Genomic DNA, 23927 nt, shown 5'->3' with positions numbered 1-23927 from the left:
TGAAGAATTATCAATTCATTTAACTAAACCAACAAAATAAGCGGTGTGAGCAGATCGTTCTTCTCATAATTGGTAGTGAAAAAAGTGTATTTTTTCCTTAGATTAGATAAACAGATCCACTTTTGTGAAGCTCCGTCACTTTTCTATACGTAAGCATGGACCTAAGTTTTGGTTGAATTTTATTAGACTAAAATTATAAATTATGTCATTTTAGCTAATATGACTGTAGTAAGAAAGTAGGTGTTGTATGGATCCATTTATATTTGTTGTTATAATTTTGGTGGCATCCATACTACAAACTAGCACTGGATTTGGCTTTTCAATTTTGGCCACACCATTTCTTCTTTTGATATTTAAACCAATTGAAGCGATTCAAATTAATTTAATTTTATCGTTAGTTATATCCTGTTCTTTACTAACTAAAATTCGGAATGATATTGATTTTGGAATTCTTAAAAGATTTGTGATTGGAAGTGCTAGTGGTCTACCAATTGGAATTATAATCTTCTTGTTAATAGACATTAATAAATTAAAGTTAGGAATAAGCCTGATCATCCTTGTATTAACAATTATATTAATGCTTCAGTTTCGTATAAATCAGACTAATGGTAGAGATTTTCTTGTTGGTGGCCTGTCAGGTTCTCTGACGACCAGTATAGGTATGCCTGGACCGCCTTTATTGCTTTATTTTTCAGGAACAGATACTCAAAAGGAAAAGTTACGAGGTACTACACTAGCTTTTTATTTATTTATCTACTTTGTGAGTTTATTAATCCAAATCATTTTTGCTGGAACTGATAAAACAATCTGGATTTCAAGTGGTTTTGCGTTACCACTTGTATTAGTAGGTTTATATTTGGGTCAACTTTTATTTAAATATATTAATCAAAGTCTCTTTCGGATATTTACATATATTATATTGCTGTTTACAGGAATTTATCTGTTCATTGAAAGTTGGAAATGGTAGATATAAAAGCTTAAAAGGGTTATTAAAAATTGGCCAAAGTATAAACAATAAGAGAGACAAAGGAAGATAGTATAAATTTAAAGGATGGAAATAGAAGGGATAGTTTTGCAGGTATCCAAAATACTTGCAGAACTATCCCTTTGTGTATTTTCCTAGAGGTTATTTTCTGGCATTAAATTGAACCCTTATTTGTCGTGCCGCATTACAGCAAGTAAAGGATTGCCTGATCTTGGCTTGATTTATTCAAATGAAGTGGCTAGGGCTAGACATGCTCAGCAAATTATAAAAATTGTACAGCTTATCCTACTTGTTGACATAGATACGGGTTTTGGTGGTGTTTTGAATGTCGCTCGCACTCTAGTTATTATGGCTTGGAAGGATGCAGCTGCAATCGAACGAATCAAGTGCAATGTCGAGGCAAGAGCAGCTGCCATATTTCCCGAGGCCTTATCGCAGCTAATAAATGGAAAAAAATATTGTTAATTTTTTCAAATTAATATATACTACATTACACCACTAATGTACTATGATTAGAAAGGGGGAGAAATGTTGATTCTTAATTTGGACGGTACAAAGCCAATTTATTTGCAGATTTCGGAATGGCTTGAGAGAGAGATTTTGAATGGCAGTTTCCAAGGCGATCAAAAAATTTACTCCCAGTATCAGCTAGCAGAGATCTTTAATATTAACCCAGCAACGGCAGCAAAGGGTCTAAATATATTAGCGGAAGAACAAATTTTATATAAAAAACGGGGGCTTGGAATGTTTGTCGCCCTTACCGCAAAAGAAATGATCCTTACCAAACGGAAAAGCCAAACGTTAAAAAGGTTAGTTTCAGAAATTGTCATGGAAGCGGAACGATTGAAGGTAAGCAAAGATGAATTGATCGAAATGATTAAAACAGAAAACAAGGGGGAGGCATAGGAATGAACGTGATTGAATGCAATGGACTAACAAAAGTCTACGGAAAAACAAAAGCACTTAACAACCTAACGTTTAAAATAGAAGAAAATAAAATCACTGGATTGATTGGGCGAAATGGGGTAGGAAAAACAACCTTGCTTAAAATCATTTCAGGTCATGTGAAAGAGACATCTGGGGTGATCAATGTTTTTTCGGAAAAACCCTTTAACAATCTCATGGTTTCAGCGAACCTTATTTTTATTCATGATCAAATGGATTTCTCTTCATTCTTATGCCTCAGGGAGATAGTAGAAGAAGCAGCAACCTTTTATAAAAATTGGGACCGTGTGCTTGCAAATCGCCTTTTTGAATATTTCTCTTTCAACCCCATGCAGCATTATTCCAGTCTGTCTAAGGGAATGAAAAGCACATTTACTATCATTTTAGGAATATCGGCCAGATGTAAGTTAACGATTTTTGATGAACCAACGACAGGAATGGATGCAGCAATAAGAAAAGATTTTTATCGAGCCCTGCTCAAGGACTATATTGCATTTCCTCGTACGATAATTATTTCAAGCCACCATTTGAATGAAATTGAGGATTTATTAGAAGATATTTTGCTGATTAAAGATGGGAAAGAGCTCCTTCATCTCCCAGTTACAGATTTGTTGGAATGGGCGATTGGTCTTCAGGGGAAGACGACAATTATAAATGAATGGACAAAGAACAGAGAAGTTTTTTATACGAAATGCATCGGTGCAGATCATTCGTATGTGGTTGTGAAGAATGATTTTTCTGAAGCTGATTTAAAAAATATACATGTTGCTATGATAGATATCTCACCGATTACACCAAGTGATTTATGTGTCTACATGACTAGTAAAACGAAAGGGGGAATTGATGATGTCTTTATCAAAGCCTAGTTTCTCTCATATAGTAAAAAAACAGTATTCCTATAAGCTGAAGTCATATGTTCAGGTGTTTTTTACACTAGTCGTTCTACAAGTGTTAGCCATTATCTTCTCGAATGGTGGGGTCGGGACGAGTGGCGCAAGTAGTGATGGTTTCGAAATTAATGTCCATTATTATTCTGCTGGTATTGTTGTTGTTTTTACAATGTTATGGGGTTTTATTACAGCTGTCCTCATCACAACAAAGGCATATAGAAATGACGACTTCTCTTTTGTTACAAATAGGTTAAGCAGTAATGTATCTAATGCTTTATTTTTGTTGACGGCAAGTTTAATCGGTGGTTTTACCGCCATGTTTTCGCCGTATTTAATAAGGGTTATTTTGTATTACTTTACTAGTCAACAATATGTGACTAGCACTAGCACTATGGCTACCACTTCAGAATTATTACTTGGTATTTTCTCGACTAGCTTATATGTTTTTCTAGCATGTGCGTTAGGCTATTTTGTCGGAACGCTCGTCCAGATCAATAAAATATTCATACTATTGTTGCCAGCCGCCTTTTTTGGAGCATTAATCGGAGAAGGTAGTGGGAAGGCAAAGATAGTAACAGCCCTTTATGAGTTTCTCCTTACAGAGTCATCAGTTCCACTATTTACGTTCAAGGTCATTGTTATTGTAGGTTTGTTATTTTCCAGTTCATTTGTTGTGTTAAATAGAATGGAGGTCAGATAATGTTTAGTTTCTTATCTGCGTTAATCATTCTAATCTTAGTCGTTGTTGTAGTAGTGGCTAAAAATATGAAAATAACCGTAAACCGAAGGGGAAAATACGTATATAGTAATCGAATTCGGTGGGTTCTAGGTGGATATATTGGTATCTTGCTTATCTGCGCAGGTTTGGTTACGGTCCTTCCTACCAATGTAATACCTGATATGAAAATGGTGCACAGCCAAGGTCTAGAGAAGGAAAATACAAATTTATATAATGCAGTTACAGAGGGAAGAATTGATAAGGTAGACTCTAAATACATCAGTAAAAAGTGGAACTATGATTATCATGACCATCAACTTATTGTAACACTCAAAAATAAAAAGTTCTTAGGTACTCAAGTCATTGTGGAAAGAAAGAAAATAAATGATGATAAAATTGAGGCTATCCTTTTTAAAACAAGATCAAGTATAAATGATATGGATATTACTAACTTAAAAAGCTCACCTCGTCTTGAATTATTGGGAAATCGGCTAATCGTTAGTAACCCCAAAAAAGATAAAATTGAATTTACCCAGTTTGAAAATGCATTTTCTGTTAACCAATTTACAGGAGGAAAATTGTTTAGTCACAATACAAGTTTCTCTGAAGGACAAAGCATCCTTTACTTGCGAATCCCTATAGATCTTGAAGTTATTGATAAATCAAACCTAAACGTTGAATTTGTTAAGTAGGGGTTGTTGTTTTTATGTTAGAGTTTTAGAATGGCCTAACCACACTGGTGGCATGCACCGGTGTGGTTTTAGTTAAGAAGCATTAAATTAATAACAATGTTCGCCAAAATGACACTAGCGGATTTTACCATAAAGGGTGTGCTTATGGTAAAATAATGATGATAAGTAAGGAGGTTGACCTATAAGTGAGTACTTTCTATGAAGTTGTTGTTTTTATCCATATTTTCTCAGCTATTTTGGGGATGGGACCAGGTTTTATATTAACCACAGTTGTAAGATCAGGGAAAAACATGACTGAATTAAGACATTCCTATGCGATAAGACATAAGTTACATATCTTTGTCATGATTGGTGGCACACTTTTACTAATCACTGGTTTGACAATGGGCTTCTTAAATACCTACCTTTTTCATATGGGATGGTATGTTACGAGTCTAACACTCTTTTTGATAACCCTTGCGCTAGGCCCAATTGCCTTATCACCAAGCTCAAAACCGATTAAAGCCCTTTTGAACTCACATAAAGGTGAGGAGATACCTGAAGAGTATAAACGTTTATCAAGAAAACTTTTCAGATATGAATACCTTGAAAATGTAATCTTTTTGATCATTATTTCCCTAATGATTTTAAAACCATTTTAAATACAATTGTCTACGGATGATTATAATTTTTTATTGATAGCTTTATCGTTACATGTGGACGCCTACTCCTCTATTTTCTGGTGTGGGCGTTAAGTGGATTTTTTGAAACTTTTGGGATTATTTAGGATGGGGTATGTAGAGCCACTCTTTTGGCAGACTTATGGTATAATAAATTCACAAAAGTCTTTAAAATAAGTGAACTTGCTTGAATATCTATTATAATAGGGGGCAAAGTTGATATGCATAAGAATCTTATAATGCCAACTGAAATAACCATAAAAGATAAAAAGAAGATGGTAAAGGGTACTGTTATTCGAGCAGCCATTTTTGCAAGAAGCAAAGTAATAGATGTGTTAACAACAGAAAACGAAAGATTTTATTTTATCTACTATAAAAACTCTCTGATTTATGGGGATAAACTTGATCTAGTGGAAGACGGATCATTTATAAAAAAGGCATTTCATGAAGGTATTGTTATTGAATCTCCTCATCCAATTTTAACAGCATTAATCCCCAACTTATCCGTTTCAATTCCGAACAAAAATAAACTCTTCTCCCAACTACAAACCCACTATTCTCTGCAAGAATTGGCCCATATCGCCACAACCCTTGATTCGTTTTTTGAACATAACCAGCTTATTAAGATCATTGACAACATCTTTTTTCACTATAGAAGAGAAGGCAATTTTAGTATGTCTTTTCAGATCATTCAAATTTTAAATGGTTTTGCACCAACACTTAAATCAGCAAAAGAGCGTCTGAATTCACAGGAATTCTATTCTTACCACGACTTTTACAAATCTTCGAGTTTACCTTCAATCCTAAAAAAGGATCCTCTTTATGTTGAATTACATTGCTTCAAAAATAGATCAAATCCAGATGAACATGCCCTTTTAGAAGAGATTCTAGCTAAACAAAATGGATCAGTAGAGTTGTTACTGCTTTGGTTAGAAAAGGTTGAACAAGTACAAAAGGTTGAATTTGTGGAAAAATATACGGAAATTGCATTACAGTTAGTTACAATGAGAGAATGGATCTTGATTTTAGAAAAGGTAAAAATAAATCCGTATCTAGTGTTGCCTGACGCTAACGAAATGATTGAAAAAATGATTCAACAAGGTAATTATGAAGAAGCTGCTGAATATCTATTAAATTTCATTCATGACCTGCCAAGCTCCTATGATGAAATCCTTAATAAAATATGGGAGAATTTAAATGCTGCATTTTTAGTAGCCCACTTAGATCACTTCATATTTATGTTGGAGCAGCTAGTTCATAAAGGTAATACCAAACAATCAGAACAGAGAATGTTTCAACTTGTTGTGATTCTGCTAGAGGAGCATGGTCTTGAAGCGGTTTACGAAAGACTTTTACCTATTCAAAAATTACTTTCACACTCTGGTGTGATGAGAAAAGTGCATAAAATGGTTGAGTTGTTAGAGGATCCCGATCGGATGATGGAATTGGGTGATTATTATGCAGAGTTTAATCAATTTGATAAAGCGATCGATTGCTTCTTCTGGGAAATGGAACTTCAACCACAAGATCCTTCACCAGCACAAAAAATCAGTAAAATGTATCAACACAAAGGTATGGTAAATGAAGCGGCAGACTATCAAAAGGTATATATCCAATTAAAAAGCAATCAAGAAACTGGATGAAAACATAGCTACATAAAAATAGGGGCGTGTATTCGTTTTTGAGATAGTTCCCCCCTTTTTCTTCATACCATTAATCTCCTTAGGGGGATTTTTGTTTTTTCGTGGATAAAAAGGTAATAACAACTTCGTAAATTCCAGTTCTTTTAACAAGGCTATCTGAAAAAATATGGAGTATAATATACGGATAAAAGTTTAGCTATCAGGAGTAGAGACAATTGGATAAAAAAAATAGTAGGTATAGATGGGTTGTTTTCACAACAGTGTTGTTTACTTATTTTGTAATTGTGACTCAAAGAACAGCCCCAGGATTAATTTCAGATCAATTGATGAAGGATTTTAATGTAACAGCATCGACGATTGGATTACTGACAAGTATTCAATTTTTAGCATACGCTAGTTTGCAAATTCCGATTGGGGTATTATCCGATCGGTTCGGCCCCAACCTTTTTCTTATTGTGGGGGCCGTACTTAATGGGATAGGGACAGTAATTTATAGTCTTGCACCGAATGAATTTGTACTACTTATTGCTAGGTTGATGGTAGGAATGGGAGATGCGACCATTTGGGTTAATTTAGTATTAATATTAAGCCAGTGGTTTAAGGTGAAAGAGTTTGTTGGATTACTTGGAATGGCCGGCATGACTGGAAGCCTTGGTTTCTTGATGTCGACATATCCATTTTCAGCATGGATTACTTTATCTGGTTGGAGAGTGCCATTTTTTACAGTAGGAATTATATTATGTCTTTGTGGAGTTATTCTTTATTATGTCCTTGTTAAAAAGCCGAAACAACTAATAAAAAGCGATCCTTTAGCAAACAAACCTTCTGGTAAAATAAAAGAAAAACGGGAAAAAACCTTTGTCCTTTTACGTCGCGTTTTTTCTGATCGTCAAGCATGGGCAACATTCTTATGCCATTTTGGACTTGTTGGCACATATGTAGGATTTATTGGTTCATGGGCTGTTCCATATGGGATGCATGTGTATGGGATGACACGTTCTAATGCGAGCCAGCTCATTATGATTGGACTAGTAGGGGCATTGATTGGCGCGCCTCTAACAAGCTGGATTACCACGCGTTTTGAATCGGTGAAACGCCCGTATGTTATTGCCCACGTTTTTGTGCTTTTAAGTTGGGGTGCTTTTCTTTTATTCAATGGGAAGCCGCCATTCTTCCTGCTTATTATTCTTTTTTTAATTATTGGTTATGGAAATGGAGCAAGTTCTTTAACATTTGTGGTTGTTCGTAAATCGTTTGCAATGAAAGAAGTCGGTGTTGTTTCAGGATTTGCGAATACGGGTGGGTTTTTAAGTGCAGTCCTATTACCAAGTATTTTTGGAAAAATTTTAGACCATTTTCATACTGCTCCAAGCACTGTAGGATACCAGTACGGTTTTATTATTCCAGTCACTTTCTCGCTGCTGGGCTTAATTGGAGGGATTCTCATTAATGAACAACGTCAAGAAGCAAAACAGAAAGGTGAATGATTGGTTTAGTTTTTAGGAATTAGACTCTGAGTTGATAGTAAAAGAAAATGCCCGATTAGCGCTAAGGCCGATCGGGCATTTTTGTTATGTCAAAAATATTATAGAAATGGAAAGGATTTACCTTACACCCTTCATAAAGCCTTGAATTTTTGGAGAAATTGCAAGGAGGATGATACCAAGGATGATCGATGCTCCACCAATCACACCAAAGTAAGCCATTTCTGTCTCAGGGGTATAGAATTTAACCATTTGTGCATTAAGAGCTTGTGCAGCCGCATTTGCTAAGAACCATAAGCTCATCATTTGTGCTTGGAAGGCTCCTGGAGCTAACTTTGTAGATGCTGAAAGTCCAACAGGTGATAAGCATAATTCTCCAAGTACACAAACGAGATAACTAAGAACAAGCCACAATGGGTTAACCAATGAATTTGTACCGCCAAGGTAAGCTGGCAACAAAATCACAATAAAGGATAGACCAGAGAATAATAATCCTAAAGAGAATTTTTGCGGAATAGTTGGTTGACGTTTTCCAAGCTTCACCCATAACCAAGCAAAAACAGGTGCTAAAGTAATAATGAATAATGGGTTTAATGATTGGAACCAAGCAGGAGATATACTCATTCCTGCAAAATCTAACTGTGTCCGCTTGTCTGCATAGTTAGCAAGAATAGTTGATCCTTGCTCTTGAATAGCCCAGAACATAACAGCAGCAATAAATAACGGGATATAAGCAAGAACCCTTGAACGTTCAACCGCTGTTGTTTTAGGACTGCGGTACATGACGATAAAGTAAAGAGTTGGAATAATGATACCTAAAAAACCTACTAATGAAATTAAAGTAGCAAATGTGAATTTGCCTGCTGGAATTAGAATAGCAAGGATAATCCCAACTACAATAACAGCTAAACTAATGATGATAGAGAATTTTTTCTTTTCTGAAGGTGATAATGGATTTTTTACTATTGTACCAGCAAGTCCAAGATTCTTTTTCTTTGTAGTCATAAACATGATTAAACCAAAGAACATACCTACAGCAGCAATACCAAATCCAATATGGAAACTAGTGTTCATTATTAATTTTGATCCAACAATTAGGGGAGAAAGGAAGGCACCAAGGTTAATTCCCATATAGTAAATGCTGAATCCAGCATCGCGGCGATCATCTGTTTCAGCGTACATTTCACCGACCACACTTGAAACGTTAGGCTTAAGTAATCCTGTACCAATAACGATTAAGATCATGGAAACGAAGAACATGGAAACGCTTCCAGGAATTGCTAAAGCGATATGGCCAAGCATAATTAATATTCCACCATAAAATACGGCTTTTGATGTACCAAAGACTCTATCAGCCAACCATCCGCCAATAATTCCAGCCATATATACTAATGATCCATAGATAGATACAATAGCAAGAGCGGTGGTTTGATCTATACCTAATCCACCTTTTGACACACTATAGTACATGTAGTAAACAAGTATTGCTTTCATTCCATAATACGAGAAACGTTCCCAAAACTCGGTGAAGAAAAGAGTAAATAAACCTTTAGGATGTCCGAAGAAACCTTTTTGAGGCACACTATCCACAATTTTCTGTTTATTTATACCTGACATGAAATAACCTCCTTATTCTATTACTATAATATTTTAATAGTTTGATTTTGTCAAAAGAAACTATATAAGTCAGTTTTGATAGATTTTAAAGATTTTTTAGAATAATATATCTGTTCTAAATATTGGTAATCCTTTAATGAGTTGTCTCGGAAAATTAATTCTTTAATAGAGAATAAAAAAACGTAATTAACATGTTTTAGCCCTAAAGTAGCTTGGCCAGAAGCAAGACGATTCTAAAAAGTTTAACTTTGTAAAACTTGACATTGCAACCAAACGATAAAAAGGGGGAAAAAATACTCCGTGAAAGATTGTTTTGGGCATGTTTTTATGATAAAATTTAATTGAGAATAATTATCAATTGGAAGTAAAAAAGAAATTATAGAACAAAAAGGTGAGAAAAGAAAAGGCTTCAATATTTTAAGGGGGAATTTTAAGTGGAGAAACAACCGATTGCTTTATTTCAACAGTTAAAAGAAACTAGATTTACAAAACAAGTCATGTATAAGAGTAATGATTGCACTATTTTTATTTTAAACTTTTTGCCTGGTCAACAAATGCCTGCACACTACCATATTGGTGCAGAATTATTTCTTCATGTCCTTCAAGGAAATGGGACATTTACGTATGACGGAAGAGATCTTGAAGTATCAAAAGACGATGTTGTCCATTGTGGAGGAACTAAAAAGCTGGCCTTTACTAATACTGGAACTGAGAATGTATCTATTTATGTTACGTTGAGTAAAGTTAATGATGAAAATATCAATAGTATTGAAAAAAGTGAAAGTTGCTAACTGCTAGAAATTGAATGTACTCAATGTCAAAATTGATGTGGAATCTTAAAACTAAATGATACAACCAGATTCAAATGCTTGATTAGCTAATTTGATGTTAATCGAGCATTTTTTAGTTGTTTCAGTGCTTAAACGATAAAAAGGACCAGAAAGTATCCCGATTTACGAGATTATCTGGCCCTAATAAGAGTGCATTACAGCAATCACATATACAGTTTCTGATAATATTCGGCTAGCATTCTCTTTACATCAAACTGGTCTTTACAGGAATGAATACTATTTTTCATAAGATTGATCCATTTCCTTCGATCTTTGTAGTATGTTGGGAGCACTTCATTGAGTAAAATTTTGTAAAGGGATTGTAAATCATGTTCGTCTTGGATCAGTTCATCGTCACTTTCGAATCCATCCCCAATTTGCCAGCCGTTAACGCGGTGGATACAGGCCTCTGCCCACCAACCATCAAGTATGCTAACATTTAGGACACCATTCATGGCTGCCTTCATCCCAGATGTACCACTTGCTTCTTTCGGCCTTCTAGGGTTATTCAACCAGATGTCTGCTCCGGTTGTTAACATTTTCCCGATTTCCATATCGTAATTTTCTAAAAAAACAACGGAAGTAGGATATTTTTTTGCATAGCTAATAAGCTTCTCAATTATTCTTTTACCTGTATCATCTAATGGATGGGCTTTCCCTGAAAATACAAGCTGGATCTGATTCGTTTTTAGAAGATGATCAACAACAGTACTATTTTGAAAAATAAAATCACTTCGCTTATATGGAACTGCTCTTCTTGAAAAACCAATAATAAGTTTTTCTTTGTTTAATTTAACACCGGTTCTTTTTTGAATAAAAGATATTAATTTTCTCTTATTCTTCACATGTTGCTGCCAAAGTTTTTCGTCCTCATTCTTTTCTGCAAGAGCAATCATCGATTCGTCAACCCATGTTGGCTTGTGAATGGCATTCGTAATGCCAATAATTTCGTTGCAATCTTGAACATGCGCCCACATCTGATTGGCTGTTTTTGCATGCAGTTTGCTTACTGCATTGGCCTTTCGGGACATATTAAGGGCACCAACTGTCATATTAAATGGCGCGCCACCAATTGCAACTAACTGATCAATCGTTAACCCATTGTTTGCGCCCATATAGACTAAACGATCAATTGGATGGAACTCATTTCCCTGGACAACCGGAGTATGCGTTGTAAACACAATTTCTTCCTTTGTTAAGGACAGGGCATTAATAAATGTCTTCCCTTGATTCATTTTTTCCTTAATCAGTTCGAAGCCAGCTAAAAGGGCATGGCCTTCATTAAAATGATATACATCAACGTTGCTTCCCAATTCCCGTAATGCGCGTATTCCACCAATCCCGAGCACCATTTCTTGAGCAACACGTTCTTCCCCAAACCAACCGTATAGTTGCCCTGTAATCCAAGCATCTTCATTTTCCGGAAGATCTGTATCTAAGAGGTACACGGGTACATTTTCGAAGGTATCAACTTTCCAGACTTTACAAACTACATCCCGGGATCGAATGTTCACCGTAACCGTTACACCTGTATCCTCTAAAAAGGCATATTCATTATTCATATAAGAATCGTAGGGTCGACCGTCTTCGTCAATTTTCTGATCGGTATATCCTTGCTTCCACTTAATTCCGATCCCAACAATTGGGTAACCACTGTCCATTGCTCCTTTAACAAAATCACCAGCTAAAATGCCGAGTCCTCCTGCATACGTCTTTAATGATGAATCCAACCCATATTCCATGCAAAAGTAAGCAACCCTTGGGAGTCTCTCCTTTTCCATAACACTCACCCCACTTTTCACGCATTACGACTGTGTAGGAAAAATATATTCAAAAAGAGGTTCAAATATGATTAGGGTGACAGGCACCATCCATTTTATGGATGGTGCCTGTCACTTTATTTAGCTAGTTTTCTTTTATTTGAAACCGAGAGAAATTGAGTTATTATATTGTAACGGGAATTATTTATATACGAGGGGGAGTACTGTTGAGAAAAACAGTCAAACCAAGGGACAAGCGTTTTAAGATTGCTCATAGGGAAGCTTTAATAGGAGTGATCCTCGTCATCATCAATTTTGTATGGTGGTATGGTTTTGGATATGGACTTGGAAGTGAAAAGGTTGAAAACTATACATATGTATTTGGACTGCCTGCATGGTTCTTTTACAGTTGTATCCTCGGGTTTATCGTGATGTTAGTTCTTGTCATCATTAGTGTGAAATTCTTTTTTAAAGAAGTTCCCTTTGACAATGAAGAGGGGGATCTCTAATGAATTGGCCTGTAATTACGCCCTTACTTATTTTCTTACTTATTATTTTTGCGGTAGGTTTTTGGTCAAATAAGTTTGTAATCAAATCGGATTCATTTTTACAGGAATATTTTTTAGGTGAACGCCAGCTTGGTGGATTTATTCTGGCAATGACCATGGTTGCGACCTATGGTAGTGCGAGTAGTTTTATTGGTGGTCCGGGTATAGCCTATACACAAGGACTAGGTTGGGTATTTCTAGCCATGGTCCAACTTGCAACTGGTTATTTTGTGTTAATGGTATTAGGAAAGAAATTTGCGATTGTTGCCAGACAGTATAAGGCAATCACCTTAGTTGACTTTCTAAAAGAGCGCTATAAAAGTAAAGCAGTGGTGTTAATATCAGCTGCAAGTATCATTATTTTCCTTTTTTCATCCATGACAGCACAATGGGTTGGTGGAGCGCGGCTGGTTGAGTCTTTAACAGGTCTATCCTATACGACGGCATTGCTGATTTTTGTCATTTCAGTCTTAGTATTTGTCATCGTTGGCGGCTTTCGTGCCGTTGCGTTAACTGATGCGGTGCAGGGCGTTGTTATGTTTGCCGGAACACTGATTCTTCTCATTGCTACGATTAAGGCTGGTGGAGGAATTCCGAAAATTATTTCTAGCTTGGCAGCGGAAAATCCTAACTTGATCAGCCCTTTTGGTGCGGCCCATACTTTAACACCAGCATATGTATCCTCCTTTTGGATTTTAGTAGGGGTTGGTGTTGTAGGTCTACCGCAAATTACGGTTCGAGCAATGTCTTATAAAAATTCAAAGGCTATGCATAGTGCCATTATTATTGGGACGATTGTTGTAGGCTTTATCATGCTTGGTATGCACCTAATTGGAGTTTTCGCGCGGCCAATTCTACCAGGCATTAAGGTCGGTGATACGGTGATGCCGCTATTGTCCATGAAAGTGCTGCCGCCCTATGCAGCTGGGATTGTCCTTGCGGCTCCAATGGCTGCAATTATGTCGACAGTGGATGCCTTACTAATTCTGGTAAGCTCGGCTATTGTAAAGGATGTTTATTTAAACTACGTGAAGCCACATGCAAGTGACAGTCACGTGAAAAAGATAAGTTTCGGTGTAACTACCATAATCGGACTCATAGTCATTCTTCTTGCCTTAAGTCCACCTGATTTAATCGTGTGGCTTAACCTCTTTTCTTTTGGAGGGCTGGAGTCTGTCTTTATTTGGCCAGTTGTTTTGGGTTTGTACTGGGGTAAAGGGAACAAATATGGTGCGATCACCTCGATGTTGTTGGGCATGGGTTCCTATATTTTACTAGATCGATTTTATCCGAATGCATTAGGGCTCCACACGGTAGTATTGCCTATAATCATTTCCTTCCTTGGATTTGTGGTAGTAAGTTATGTAACCCATCGAAATGTAATCAATCAAAATAGTAAAGAGGTATGAGCCAAGCGGAACTTCGCTTAATTCTAGCGGAAAGATTATATATTTTTCCGTAGCACCACTGCTTTCTACATATTGATAAAAAAGGGACATGTGCAGACGCATGTCCTTTTTTGTATATAGTAATAACTAAATATCTCCGATACCTCATAACTGCTAGTTGATGAATTATTTGATATAAAGGGAGGAAATTGTAAGCGTTCCCATATCGTAGAATAGCTGTGATAGCAATTAAAATAAGAGTAGTATAATTTTAATCTAAAAATATAAAAGGATTTACTTTTTAAAGGATACTATAGATGATAATTTCAGAAATTTTAAAATAAATAGAAATTATACTAGACTAATTTACAGAATTGTTCTAAAATACTATTTATTAACCATGTGAATATATGAACTAACCTACTATAAAGAAAAGTTTATATTTTTCATGTCAGAAAAATAAAAAATGAGGGGGAAACATCATGGTCAAGAAAAGAGTTGCGAAGCTTTTTATGGCTTCAACATTAGTTGCGGGAATCCTAGCTGGTTGTTCAGGAGCGAAAGATAGTTCGGGGGAAAGCAATTCGATTAAAATTGGCGTCAACTTGGAACTCTCTGGCGGTGTTGCTTCTTATGGAGAATCACTTGAAAAAGGGATCAACCTTGCAGTTGACGAGATTAACAAAAAAGGTGGAGTTGAGGGCAAGAAGATAGATTTGGTTAAAGTGGATAATAAATCAGATGCAGCAGAGGCCACAAATGGTGCCATTAAGTTAACAAGTCAAGATAAAGTAACGGCAATTATTGGGGCGGCAACTAGTGGTGATACAGTTGCTCAAGCACAAATAGCAAATGATACGAAAACGGTTTTGCTTACTCCTTCAGGAACGAGTCCAAATGTTACAGTAGGGGAAAGTGGAAAAGTAAATGAGTTCGTTTTCCGTACATCTTTTATTGATCCATTCCAAGGAACCGTTGCTGCAAATTTTGCCTCAAAAGAATTAAAGGTTAAAAAGGCAGCTATTTTTGCAGATAGTGCAAGTGATTATGCAAAAGGCCTTGCAGCTTCATTTAAGAAAACATTTGAAGCAGCGGGAGGAAATATTGTATCTGAAGAGGCATATGTTGCAAAGGATACCGACTTCCGTGCTACGTTAACTCGAATTAAGGCAGAAAATCCAGAATTCATTTTTATTCCGGGGTATTATGAAGAAGTTGGCTTAATTATTAAGCAAGCTCGTGAATTGGGTATCACAGTTCCATTTATGGGTGCTGATGGCTGGGATTCACCAAAACTAGTGGAACTCGCTGGAGCGGATGCTTTAAATAACACCTATATTACGAACCATTATTCATCTGAAGATCCAGATAAAACGATTCAAAAATTTGTAACAACTTATAAAGAAAAGAATGGTGGGGAATCACCTAACGCTTTCAATGCCCTTGGCTACGACACGGTTTATTTATTAGCTGATGCAATTAAGCATGCGGGCGGTACGGATTCAAGCAAAATTAAAGATGCCCTTGCCAAAACAAAGAACTTGTCCCTTGTAACTGGAATAATCACAATCGACAAAGATCACAATCCAATTAAATCAGCGACTGTATTGGAATACAAGGATGGAAAACAAGTATTTAACACGAAAGTTAATCCATAAAAAAATGCTTTATTGTTAAGGCTCTTTTCTTAAACTTTGTTGCTATTCGCCTGCTAATTTGCAGGTTCTTACAAGTTTTACTGAATATATTATGGTCAAGTTGAGAGAGAAAAGAGCACGATACTAAGATTAATACGGGCTCTATCCATTTGTACGTAAAACAACAATCTATGCGAAAACAGCCATTGTTAAAAAAAGTAGTTCTAATTCCTTTTAGAGAATTAGGGCTATTTTTTTAAAAGGAAAGTAAAATGAGAATTCTTAGCACACTAGGTTTCTCATGAATAGAGCGTAAAAACGCTTACAAAAAAACGATTGACATGTTTAATACCAACCGTTAATCTGAAAATATCAAAAATTAAATATTGCGCGGATGATGGTTGTAGGAGAGTGTGAAAGAATATGCCACCGAAGGAGCAAGTTCCAAAAAGGCCCTTGGAACCAATCTCTCAGGTAGATGAACTACAACTTGACGCACCTCTGGAGAGTGCGTTTATGGAACGCCACCAAAGGGGTAACTTTGCTATATGGAAGTTAAACTCTCAGGTAAAAGGACAGAGAAGGGTAAAGAACGCTTTAGTTACCTTTCTTTGTCCTTTTTGTGTGCAAAAAAAGGTAACAAAACGTACTAGTTTGCTACAGATTCTTAGAAAATGATCTACAGAGAAAAAGGTTTTTATGTGACTGGCTGGGATTGCTAAGTTCAGAGAGACGACGAAAATCTAGAAAACTTCAAGGAGGGCCTAAAAATGAGTTTATTGTATAATGATTTAGCTATTTTTAACGCAATAGAGAAGGAAAGAGAAAGACAGCATCAAACCTTGGAGTTACTTGCATCAGAGAACTTTGTAAGTCAAGACGTGCTAGAAGCAATGGGAAGTGTGATGACGAATAAATATGCAGAAGGTTATCAAGGGAGGCGGAACTATAGTGGATGCGAATATGTCGATGTAGCAGAACAATTAGCTATTGAGCGTCTTACGAGGCTATTTGATGTCAACTATGCAAATGTACATCCAGACTCAGGGGCACAGGCGAATCTCGCTGTCTTTTACGCCCTACTTCAGCCTGGTGATAAAGTACTGAGGATGAATCTTTCTCACAGTGGATACTTAACACATGGGAGTCCAACCAATATTTTAGAAAAGTGGTTTGAAATTGCGACTTATGGGGTGAGAGAAGATACGCACTTACTTGATTATGATCATCTTGAGGCGGTTGCCAAATGGGAAAAGCCAAAATTGATTGTTGCAGGTACAAGTGCATATCCGAGAAAAATAGATTTTGCCCGTTTTAAAGAAATTGCTAACAAGGTTGGCGCAAAATTGATGGTTGATATGTCACATATTGCAGGGCTTGTGGCAGCAGGATTACATCTATCGCCAATCCCTTATGCAGACGTTGTGACGAGCACTACACATCAAACATTAAGGGGACCGCGCGGCGGCATTATCTTGACCGATCATGAAGAAATGTTCAAGGCCGTAAATAAAGCTGTATTTCCAGGTATTCAAGGTAGCCCGCTTATGCATATGATCGCCGCAAAGGCTGTTGCCTTCAATGAGGCAGCACAGCTAAGCTTTAAAAGATATGTCAGACAGATGATTGAAAATGCTGAAACACTTGTAGAGACGTTAAAGCAGGAAGGTGCTGTCCTTGTTTCAGGGGGAACAGATACTCATGTCGTGCTATTGGATGTACGGCCATGGGGCTTAACTGGAAAGGCGGCGGAAATGCTGCTTGAAAAAGTAGGAATTACCGTCAATAAAAATACAATTCCATACGATCCTGAAAGTCCACGTGTAACAAGCGGAGTTCTTTTTGGAACCGCAGCGTTAACAACGCGCGGGATGAAAAAGGATGAGATGGTGCAAATTGCAGAGATAATTGCGGCCGTTCTGAAAAGTAAAGGTAATCCTAAAGTTCTAGAATTGGCAAAAGAAACAATAAAATCAATTTGTAATAGTTACCCATTATTTCAACATCAACAACAACAAAAACTGTACGTTGTGTAAGGTATTACTTTCAAGCTAACAAAAGTCCAAGAAGAAGGTATTAACTAGAGGAGGGAAATAGAATGGAAAAGGAATATGATGTTGTCATTATCGGAGGCGGAACTGGGGGATATGTTGCTGCCATTCGTGCATCACAACTTGGTTTAAAAGCTGCTGTAGTGGAAAAAGGAAAAATTGGTGGAACATGCCTTCATGCTGGTTGTATCCCTAGTAAAGCGTTATTAAGAAGTGCTGAGATCTATTCTAATACCAAAAAAGCAGAAGAGTTTGGTGTTATTGCCCCTGAAGTGGGACTGGATTTTTCAAAAGTGCAGGCTCGAAAAGAGGAAATTATTGATCGATTATTTAAAGGCATACAGCATTTAATGAAAAAAGGGAAAATTGATGTTTACGAGGGAAAAGGGACAATTTTAGAGTCAAAAGATGTTTTAGTGCAAATGAACAATGAAGACCAAGAGGTTAAACTTATTACTAAAAATATTGTTATTGCAACAGGATCTCGCCCAAGAACCCTCCCTGGCTTAGAAGTCGACGAGAAGTATGTCATGACTTCTGATGAAGCACTTAAGATGGATAATCTTCCAGCTTCAATCATCATTGTTGGAGGAGGCGTCATTGGGATGGAATGGGCATCCATGCTTATTGATTTTGGCTTAGAAGTAACTGTGATTGAATATGCTGATCGCATTTTACCGACTGAAGATAAAGATGTTTCAAAGGAAATAACACGTCTGATGAAGAAAAAGGGCGTAAAAATCGTAACAAGTGCAAAGGTCCTTTCAGAAACACTAGAAAAAGGTGAAGGTGTTTCAATTAAGGCAGAGCATAAAGGGAAAGAAACATCATTTTCGGCGGAAAAACTATTAGTATCGGTCGGACGATCCCCAAATGTAGAAGGCATAGGACTTGAAAATACTAGAGTACTAATGGACCGTGCCTTTATTCAAACAAATGAATATTACCTAACAAATGAACCAAATATATATGCAATTGGTGATGTAATTGGGGGCTTGCAGCTTGCCCATGTTGCCTCGCATGAAGGAATCACTGCAATTGAACACATGAAGGGTGAAAACGCTAAACCAATTGATGCGACTCTTGTTTCAAAATGCATATACTGCAGTCCAGAAGTTGCAAGTGTTGGTTTAACAGAAGACGAGGCAAAAGAGAAAGGCTATCAAGTAAAAATAGGTAAATTCTCATTCCGCGCGATTGGCAAAGCACTCGTTTTTGGAGAATCAGATGGTTTTGTTAAGCTTGTCGTTGATGAAGCATCCAATAAGCTATTAGGAGCACATATGGTAGGGCCGCATGTTACTGACATGATATCAGAAGCTGGCCTTGCGCGAGTATTAGATGCAACGGCGATGGACATCGCGCATACGATACATCCCCATCCAACATTGGCAGAAGCTATTGGTGAAGCGGCATTAGCAGTCTATGGTAAGGAAATTCATGCTTAATAGGAAGCTTGCTCTATTTTCTTGAGCTAGATTCGTAAAGCAAGTGAAAGAAACCCGCCTGATAGAATAGGTGGGTTTCTTTGTTCCTTAATTTTTAGGCTACTATTTAAGTAGATTTTTTATGACAAGGTTTGTTAAATTTGGCACCATTTCAAGAGAGTAGGTCATTTCCATTCTCTCTAGTTTTTTATGGGCATCTAATCCATAAGGGCCAATGTTGATTACAGGTACATTAATATCTCGAATATCTTGATAGTCAACATAATGCTTTGTACCCCAACCAGGGTCATTAGTTGATACAGCATTTATGCCTTCATCATCATCACTTAGGGCAACAAAGCTCATATCTGAAATATACGGGAAGAAATTTCTGGTGATAATAGGAAATTGGTAATTTGGCTGTACGGCTTCCACCGCTTGATCCAATGCGTCAATTAAAGCTTGTTCGTGATTTGTTTTTCCTGTCAATTCTATTCTTGGTGAATAAAGAGAGGAATAGAAAAGTATAATGGCCGGATTTTTATCCTTCATCCATTTCCAAGCCTCTTCGACTACTCTTGCTGCAAACATTCTTGTGTCAAGTGTAGTATCTAGTAAGAGCGTTTGTTTAAATTGATCCATATGTGAAACGAACGGATTGCCATTCTCTTCAATAAGCATTTGTTCCATTTCCTCATATGTGTAAACCCTTGGCCCCCAAGGTGGATTCAGATAAGGTTCACCGCTCAAGGCACAATATTGCTTATATCTATCATCAAAAGAAGCAAGGGACCGCTTAAATGCGATTAATGCTTGTTCTTTTAACTTCGTTAGTACATCTTTAGGAGACCATGAATGAATGAAAAAATTATAGTACACATAGGCTGACAACGCTGTCTGAACAGTATAGGATGGCTTTAAATCTGTTTGTTTTAAAGAGACTGGTGGAACAGTAGTCTCACCAAAAGCTTCGTTGCAAAGTTCAGGGTTGTAATTAATTTGTCTCGTTAATTCAGCAGCAATAAAGTTTGGATCCAACCCTTCAAAACAGGAACCTACATGTGTTTCTGCTCCGGTTATGAAAAAAGAGGGTAAAAGTTTTCCCACTGTCCCTTTATAAATATAACGATTTTCATCTCCAACATATCGTGGTGAAACAAAGTCTGAATTGATGGCTGCAACATAGTCAAAATGATGTTCCTCTTTCCAACTTTTAAATGTTTTTAAAGCGGAAAGAACTCCATGGGAGCTATCTTCTTCATCACACTCTGCTAAGAAAACAATGTTTCCATCTAACTCTTCGGGATGCTCTGAATAATGTTTTAACAAATACAGATGACTTGCTACACCACTCTTCATATCGAGGATACCTCGCCCAAATAACCAGTCACCCGATTGCAAATGATCCTGAGCAGAAGGTGGTAGATCCTCATGTTTTAGAGCTTCCATTAATTCATCTGGGAAGCAAGCTAGTTTCTTTAATTGGTTAAAATCATCAATGCCAACAGTATCCATATGCCCCATAAGAATAACTGTCCGTTTACTAGTTCCTTTAGTCCCTTTTACAAATGCAAGAACATTGTATCTCTCGTGATCATCATTTATGGTTTGGGCTATTTTTATATGAGAAGGATTGTTTGTGAAATATGGGAGATTAGAAAGTATTGAAAATAAAGATTGGGAAATGGCTTTTTCACCTTCTGTGTTAACAATACTTTCAATGTTAACGAGTTGTTTTGTAAAAGCCAGCACGTCTTCGCGACATTGCAACATGATAAAGCCACCTTTTTTAGTATAATTTTAGTATTAATAAGAATGTATATCAAAGTATAAACATACGTCAAGAACTTTGAATATGTTGAAATTTGTAGAAAAAGTATTGTATTTATTCAAAAACCTGTATATAATCTGCATATGAGTTACCAAATTAAATAATAAATCCTCATCTACAAGAGCATTGAGATGGGGTAGAGGTCGCGATTTTTATTAGTATCCTATTGGAGATTTAAGTGAAATCTATGAAAATAGGAAAAAGGATAAATCGCCGAAGCTTCTGAAATCACTGTTTTCAGGAGGCTGGGGCTGCACTCGAATAGGGGCAGAACTGTCACAATTCAAATGAATTGTGGAGAACTATTCTTTCAATGCTTATGGATGAGGGTGTAAAGAACACCGTCATATTCAATTCTGGCGGTGTTTTTTTTTTGCTAAGCAGAAAATTTATATTCATAAATTCTGCTTAGCAGCATAAGTGCAACTAGGCGATCGCCGGCGCCTTAAGGCTTGGCGCTAGCCAAGTTTTCTTTATAAAAAGGGGGAATTAGGATGAAAAAACTGATGATTATATCAGTGATTGCTTTGCTTTTGGTCCTTTCAGCATGTGGAAGTAAAGCAAGCAACAGTACAGAAAAGACTGCGAAAGCAGAGGGTTCGGACTTCAAACTAGTAAATGAAGGTTCTTTAACCTTTTCAATGACAGGTATTTATCCACCATTAAACTTTAAGAAAGACGGAAAGCTAACAGGTTTTGATGTGGAAATTGGAACTGAAATAGCAAAACGGATCGGGCTAAAAGCAAATCCAGTCACCAATCCATGGGAAACGATCATCCAAGGATTAAAAGCAAATAAATATGATGCTATTATCGGAAGTATGACTGCAACACCTGAACGGGATAAGCAAGTTGATTTTACAAACCCATACTATCTATCTGGTGCACAAATTTTCGTAGGAGAAGATAGTGATATTGCATCAAAAGAGGATTTAAAAGGAAAAACAATTGGAGTTATTCAAGCAAGTACATGGAAGGATATGGCTGAGAAATTATCCGATAATGTAAAGGGATACCCAACAGACGTAAATGCGCTTCAAGACTTGGCATTAGGTAGATTAGATGCTGTCATTACCGATAAAATTGTTGGGGTTAGTGCTAAAAATGAAAAAGGCTTAAAAATTAAAGCAGTTGGTGACTTGCTAAATGAAGATCGCGTAAGTGTAGCGGTTAAAGAGGGAAATAAACAATTAGTTGATAAAATTAATAAAGCCATTCAATTGATGCGTGATGATGGTACTTATGACAAGATCAGTAAAAAGTGGTTCAATGAAAATATTTTAGAGAAAAAGTAGTTTATGTAATTTTTAGTAAAGGAGGCCTATAGAGATATCATGACTTTTTTGCAAAATATAATGGGAATTCTGAATGAACATGGAATGGCATTTTTAAAGGCCTCATGGATGACGATCTCTATAACAGCCGTTTCTCTTGTAATTGCGACAATAATTGGGTTTATCTTTGCAGGGTTTAAAATTTCGTCTATTAAATTACTTAATCGTATTTCTGATATTTATATTGGAATTATACGTGGTACTCCACTGATTGTTCAGATTATGTTTTTATATTATGGCTTAGCGAATATCGTAAATTTGGATAGTTTCACTGCAGGTGCGCTTGCCTTGAGTATTCATACAGGTGCATATATTGCTGAAATATTCAGAGGGACTATCCAATCAATTGATCGGGGACAAATGGAAGCGGCTAGGTCACTAGGGATGCCTTATTCTCTTTCAATGAGAAGAATTATTTTCCCACAAGCTTTCAAAAGAGCAATTCCGCCTCTTGCGAATCAATTTATCATTAGCTTAAAGGATTCATCCCTTGTCGCCTATATATCTGTTACGGACTTGTATAACACTGCACTTAGTGTACAAGGTGAAAACTATATGCCGTTTGAAACGTATTTTGTAGTGGGACTTTATTATTTGATCATCGTTCTCATTTTCACATGGTTTACGAATCGAATTGAGAAAAAGTTTGATGTGAGTAAGCCGAAGGAGGTAAGTATCGCGTGATTGAAATAAAAAATTTATCAAAATCCTTCGGTAATCTCCAAGTATTAAAAGGCATTGATTTAAAAGTAAACGAGCAAGAGGTTGTTGTTCTTATAGGTGCAAGTGGTTCCGGAAAAAGTACTCTCTTGCGCTGCTTAAATTTTCTAGAAGTTGCAGAGAGTGGGAACATCACCATTGATGCTGAAGTTATAAATCTTGCGAAGACGAACCTTAATAAAATAAGGGAAAAGGTTGGGATGGTGTTCCAGCATTTCAACCTATTTCCCCATAAGACAGTGTTGGAAAATATCATCGAGGCTCCTATCTATGTAAGGGGAGTGTCAAAGGTAGATGCTAGTTCAAAAGCGATGGTCCTCCTTCAAAAGGTAGGTTTACATGATAAAGCCCACTATTATCCAGACCAACTGTCTGGTGGGCAAAAGCAACGTGTTGCTATTGCGAGAGCATTGGCAATGGAACCAAAAGTTATGCTTTTTGATGAACCAACCTCTGCCTTGGATCCTGAACTTGTTGGAGAGGTACTACAGGTTATGAAGGATCTTGCAAGTGATGGAATGACGATGGTAATTGTCACTCATGAAATGGGATTCGCAAAAGAAGTTGCAGATCGAATTATCATGCTCGCAGATGGAAATATAATCGAAGAGGGCCCTCCAAGTGAATTTTTTGTTAATCCTAAGCATGAGCGAACACAACGGTTTTTAAATCAAATTTTATAGCAGCTATTAATCACAAGGTGGGAAATTTTTCACCTTGTTTTTTTATTGCTTGATTTTACAGATAAAATTTAATTTTCTTAAAATG

21 protein-coding genes and 2 riboswitches are annotated in these 23927 nt (G+C 36.7%); of the genes, 18 read left to right on the top strand and 3 right to left on the bottom strand.

What is annotated here, in order from left to right:
* The first annotated feature begins 247 nt into the window (after positions 1-247).
* The 9 genes from RCG20_RS10900 (at position 248) to RCG20_RS10860 (ending at position 8019) form a co-directional block, all read left to right on the top strand.
* Positions 248-967, top strand: coding sequence for a sulfite exporter TauE/SafE family protein (locus tag RCG20_RS10900; RefSeq protein WP_308180196.1), 720 nt, complete (start codon positions 248-250; stop codon positions 965-967).
* A 219-nt stretch (positions 968-1186) separates the two neighbouring features.
* On the top strand, positions 1187-1450 hold the full coding sequence (locus tag RCG20_RS21765; RefSeq protein ID WP_374120458.1) for a beta/alpha barrel domain-containing protein: 264 nt from the start codon (positions 1187-1189) through the stop codon (positions 1448-1450).
* A 66-nt stretch (positions 1451-1516) separates the two neighbouring features.
* Positions 1517-1891 (top strand): GntR family transcriptional regulator, encoded by a 375-nt coding sequence (locus RCG20_RS10890; RefSeq protein WP_308184325.1) that lies wholly within the window; start codon positions 1517-1519, stop codon positions 1889-1891.
* A 2-nt stretch (positions 1892-1893) separates the two neighbouring features.
* Positions 1894-2796 carry an ABC transporter ATP-binding protein gene (locus RCG20_RS10885; RefSeq protein ID WP_308180195.1) on the top strand — a complete coding sequence of 301 codons (903 nt, stop codon included), beginning with the start codon at positions 1894-1896 and terminating at the stop codon, positions 2794-2796.
* Complete coding sequence (locus RCG20_RS10880) at positions 2777-3520, top strand: hypothetical protein (protein ID WP_308180194.1); 744 nt, start codon at positions 2777-2779, stop codon at positions 3518-3520. Before RCG20_RS10885 ends, RCG20_RS10880 begins: the two co-directional genes overlap by 20 nt.
* Complete coding sequence (locus RCG20_RS10875; RefSeq protein ID WP_308180193.1) at positions 3520-4230, top strand: hypothetical protein; 711 nt, start codon at positions 3520-3522, stop codon at positions 4228-4230. The genes RCG20_RS10880 and RCG20_RS10875 overlap by 1 nt, the downstream gene beginning before the upstream one ends.
* 185 nt (positions 4231-4415) lie before the next feature.
* A complete protein-coding gene (locus tag RCG20_RS10870; protein WP_308184255.1) occupies positions 4416-4871 on the top strand; it encodes a DUF2269 family protein in 456 nt (151 codons plus the stop codon).
* Between the two features lie 239 nt (positions 4872-5110).
* The gene (locus tag RCG20_RS10865; RefSeq protein WP_308184254.1) at positions 5111-6532 is read left to right on the top strand and encodes a tetratricopeptide repeat protein; all 1422 of its coding nucleotides are present in this window, start codon (positions 5111-5113) and stop codon (positions 6530-6532) included.
* A 215-nt stretch (positions 6533-6747) separates the two neighbouring features.
* On the top strand, positions 6748-8019 hold the full coding sequence (locus tag RCG20_RS10860; RefSeq protein WP_308184253.1) for an MFS transporter: 1272 nt from the start codon (positions 6748-6750) through the stop codon (positions 8017-8019).
* A gap of 117 nt (positions 8020-8136) precedes the next feature.
* On the opposite strand, the gene RCG20_RS10855 is transcribed toward RCG20_RS10860, so the two are convergent.
* Entirely contained in the window at positions 8137-9633 is a 1497-nt protein-coding gene (locus RCG20_RS10855; protein WP_308184252.1) for a peptide MFS transporter, read from the bottom strand.
* 434 nt (positions 9634-10067) lie between these two features.
* On the opposite strand from RCG20_RS10855, the gene RCG20_RS10850 reads away from it, so the two are divergent.
* Positions 10068-10424, top strand: coding sequence for a cupin domain-containing protein (locus tag RCG20_RS10850; RefSeq protein ID WP_308184251.1), 357 nt, complete (start codon positions 10068-10070; stop codon positions 10422-10424).
* A 203-nt stretch (positions 10425-10627) separates the two neighbouring features.
* Here RCG20_RS10850 and glgP read toward each other — a convergent pair whose 3' ends face one another.
* A complete protein-coding gene (gene glgP, locus RCG20_RS10845; RefSeq protein WP_308184250.1) occupies positions 10628-12244 on the bottom strand; it encodes an alpha-glucan family phosphorylase in 1617 nt (538 codons plus the stop codon).
* A gap of 206 nt (positions 12245-12450) precedes the next feature.
* On the opposite strand from glgP, the gene RCG20_RS10840 reads away from it, so the two are divergent.
* From RCG20_RS10840 to lpdA, 5 genes are all read left to right on the top strand, one after another.
* The gene (locus tag RCG20_RS10840; RefSeq protein WP_308184249.1) at positions 12451-12732 is read left to right on the top strand and encodes a YhdT family protein; all 282 of its coding nucleotides are present in this window, start codon (positions 12451-12453) and stop codon (positions 12730-12732) included.
* On the top strand, positions 12732-14180 hold the full coding sequence (gene panF / locus RCG20_RS10835) for a sodium/pantothenate symporter (protein WP_308184248.1): 1449 nt from the start codon (positions 12732-12734) through the stop codon (positions 14178-14180). The genes RCG20_RS10840 and panF overlap by 1 nt, the downstream gene beginning before the upstream one ends.
* A 461-nt stretch (positions 14181-14641) precedes the next feature.
* A complete protein-coding gene (locus RCG20_RS10830) occupies positions 14642-15817 on the top strand; it encodes an ABC transporter substrate-binding protein (protein WP_308184247.1) in 1176 nt (391 codons plus the stop codon).
* A gap of 470 nt (positions 15818-16287) precedes the next feature.
* Positions 16288-16385: riboswitch (glycine riboswitch) on the top strand.
* Positions 16386-16566: 181 nt separating this feature from the next.
* Complete coding sequence (glyA, locus tag RCG20_RS10825) at positions 16567-17832, top strand: serine hydroxymethyltransferase (protein WP_308184246.1); 1266 nt, start codon at positions 16567-16569, stop codon at positions 17830-17832.
* A 62-nt stretch (positions 17833-17894) separates the two neighbouring features.
* The gene (gene lpdA / locus RCG20_RS10820; RefSeq protein WP_308184245.1) at positions 17895-19295 is read left to right on the top strand and encodes a dihydrolipoyl dehydrogenase; all 1401 of its coding nucleotides are present in this window, start codon (positions 17895-17897) and stop codon (positions 19293-19295) included.
* Between the two features lie 102 nt (positions 19296-19397).
* On the opposite strand, the gene RCG20_RS10815 is transcribed toward lpdA, so the two are convergent.
* Positions 19398-21047: a M20/M25/M40 family metallo-hydrolase gene (locus RCG20_RS10815; protein ID WP_308184244.1), complete on the bottom strand. Its 1650-nt coding sequence runs from the start codon at positions 21045-21047 to the stop codon at positions 19398-19400.
* A gap of 187 nt (positions 21048-21234) precedes the next feature.
* Positions 21235-21418, top strand: a riboswitch (Lysine riboswitch).
* Positions 21419-21599: 181 nt separating this feature from the next.
* Between RCG20_RS10815 and RCG20_RS10810 the strand changes: the two genes are divergently transcribed.
* From RCG20_RS10810 to RCG20_RS10800, 3 genes are read left to right on the top strand one after another with little or no spacing between them, the layout of a single operon-like run.
* Complete coding sequence (locus tag RCG20_RS10810) at positions 21600-22400, top strand: ABC transporter substrate-binding protein (protein ID WP_308184243.1); 801 nt, start codon at positions 21600-21602, stop codon at positions 22398-22400.
* Between the two features lie 39 nt (positions 22401-22439).
* Positions 22440-23123, top strand: coding sequence for an amino acid ABC transporter permease (locus RCG20_RS10805; RefSeq protein ID WP_308184242.1), 684 nt, complete (start codon positions 22440-22442; stop codon positions 23121-23123).
* A complete protein-coding gene (locus RCG20_RS10800; protein WP_308184241.1) occupies positions 23120-23842 on the top strand; it encodes an amino acid ABC transporter ATP-binding protein in 723 nt (240 codons plus the stop codon). The genes RCG20_RS10805 and RCG20_RS10800 overlap by 4 nt, the downstream gene beginning before the upstream one ends.
* The last annotated feature ends 85 nt before the right edge of the window (positions 23843-23927 follow it).

Origin of the sequence: Neobacillus sp. PS3-40 (assembly GCF_030915485.1) — a bacterium.
GTDB lineage: Bacteria > Bacillota > Bacilli > Bacillales > Cytobacillaceae > JAUZPL01.
The sequence above is the reverse complement of the archived record's forward strand: the minus strand, read 5'-3'. Positions and strand labels throughout refer to the sequence as shown.

What these genes read in the sequence shown, in the direction of transcription:
- RCG20_RS10830 (WP_308184247.1), top strand. Translation starts at nt 14,642, where the DNA reads ATGGTCAAGAAAAGAGTTGCGAAGCTTTTTATGGCTTCAACATTAGTT.
- RCG20_RS10810 (WP_308184243.1), top strand. Translation starts at nt 21,600, where the DNA reads ATGAAAAAACTGATGATTATATCAGTGATTGCTTTGCTTTTGGTCCTT.
- RCG20_RS10815 (WP_308184244.1), bottom strand. Translation starts at nt 21,047, where the DNA reads ATGTTGCAATGTCGCGAAGACGTGCTGGCTTTTACAAAACAACTCGTT.
- RCG20_RS10865 (WP_308184254.1), top strand. Translation starts at nt 5,111, where the DNA reads ATGCATAAGAATCTTATAATGCCAACTGAAATAACCATAAAAGATAAA.
- RCG20_RS10855 (WP_308184252.1), bottom strand. Translation starts at nt 9,633, where the DNA reads ATGTCAGGTATAAATAAACAGAAAATTGTGGATAGTGTGCCTCAAAAA.
- RCG20_RS10805 (WP_308184242.1), top strand. Translation starts at nt 22,440, where the DNA reads ATGACTTTTTTGCAAAATATAATGGGAATTCTGAATGAACATGGAATG.
- glgP (WP_308184250.1), bottom strand. Translation starts at nt 12,244, where the DNA reads ATGGAAAAGGAGAGACTCCCAAGGGTTGCTTACTTTTGCATGGAATAT.
- lpdA (WP_308184245.1), top strand. Translation starts at nt 17,895, where the DNA reads ATGGAAAAGGAATATGATGTTGTCATTATCGGAGGCGGAACTGGGGGA.
- glyA (WP_308184246.1), top strand. Translation starts at nt 16,567, where the DNA reads ATGAGTTTATTGTATAATGATTTAGCTATTTTTAACGCAATAGAGAAG.
- RCG20_RS10875 (WP_308180193.1), top strand. Translation starts at nt 3,520, where the DNA reads ATGTTTAGTTTCTTATCTGCGTTAATCATTCTAATCTTAGTCGTTGTT.
- RCG20_RS10880 (WP_308180194.1), top strand. Translation starts at nt 2,777, where the DNA reads ATGTCTTTATCAAAGCCTAGTTTCTCTCATATAGTAAAAAAACAGTAT.
- RCG20_RS10900 (WP_308180196.1), top strand. Translation starts at nt 248, where the DNA reads ATGGATCCATTTATATTTGTTGTTATAATTTTGGTGGCATCCATACTA.
- panF (WP_308184248.1), top strand. Translation starts at nt 12,732, where the DNA reads ATGAATTGGCCTGTAATTACGCCCTTACTTATTTTCTTACTTATTATT.
- RCG20_RS10885 (WP_308180195.1), top strand. Translation starts at nt 1,894, where the DNA reads ATGAACGTGATTGAATGCAATGGACTAACAAAAGTCTACGGAAAAACA.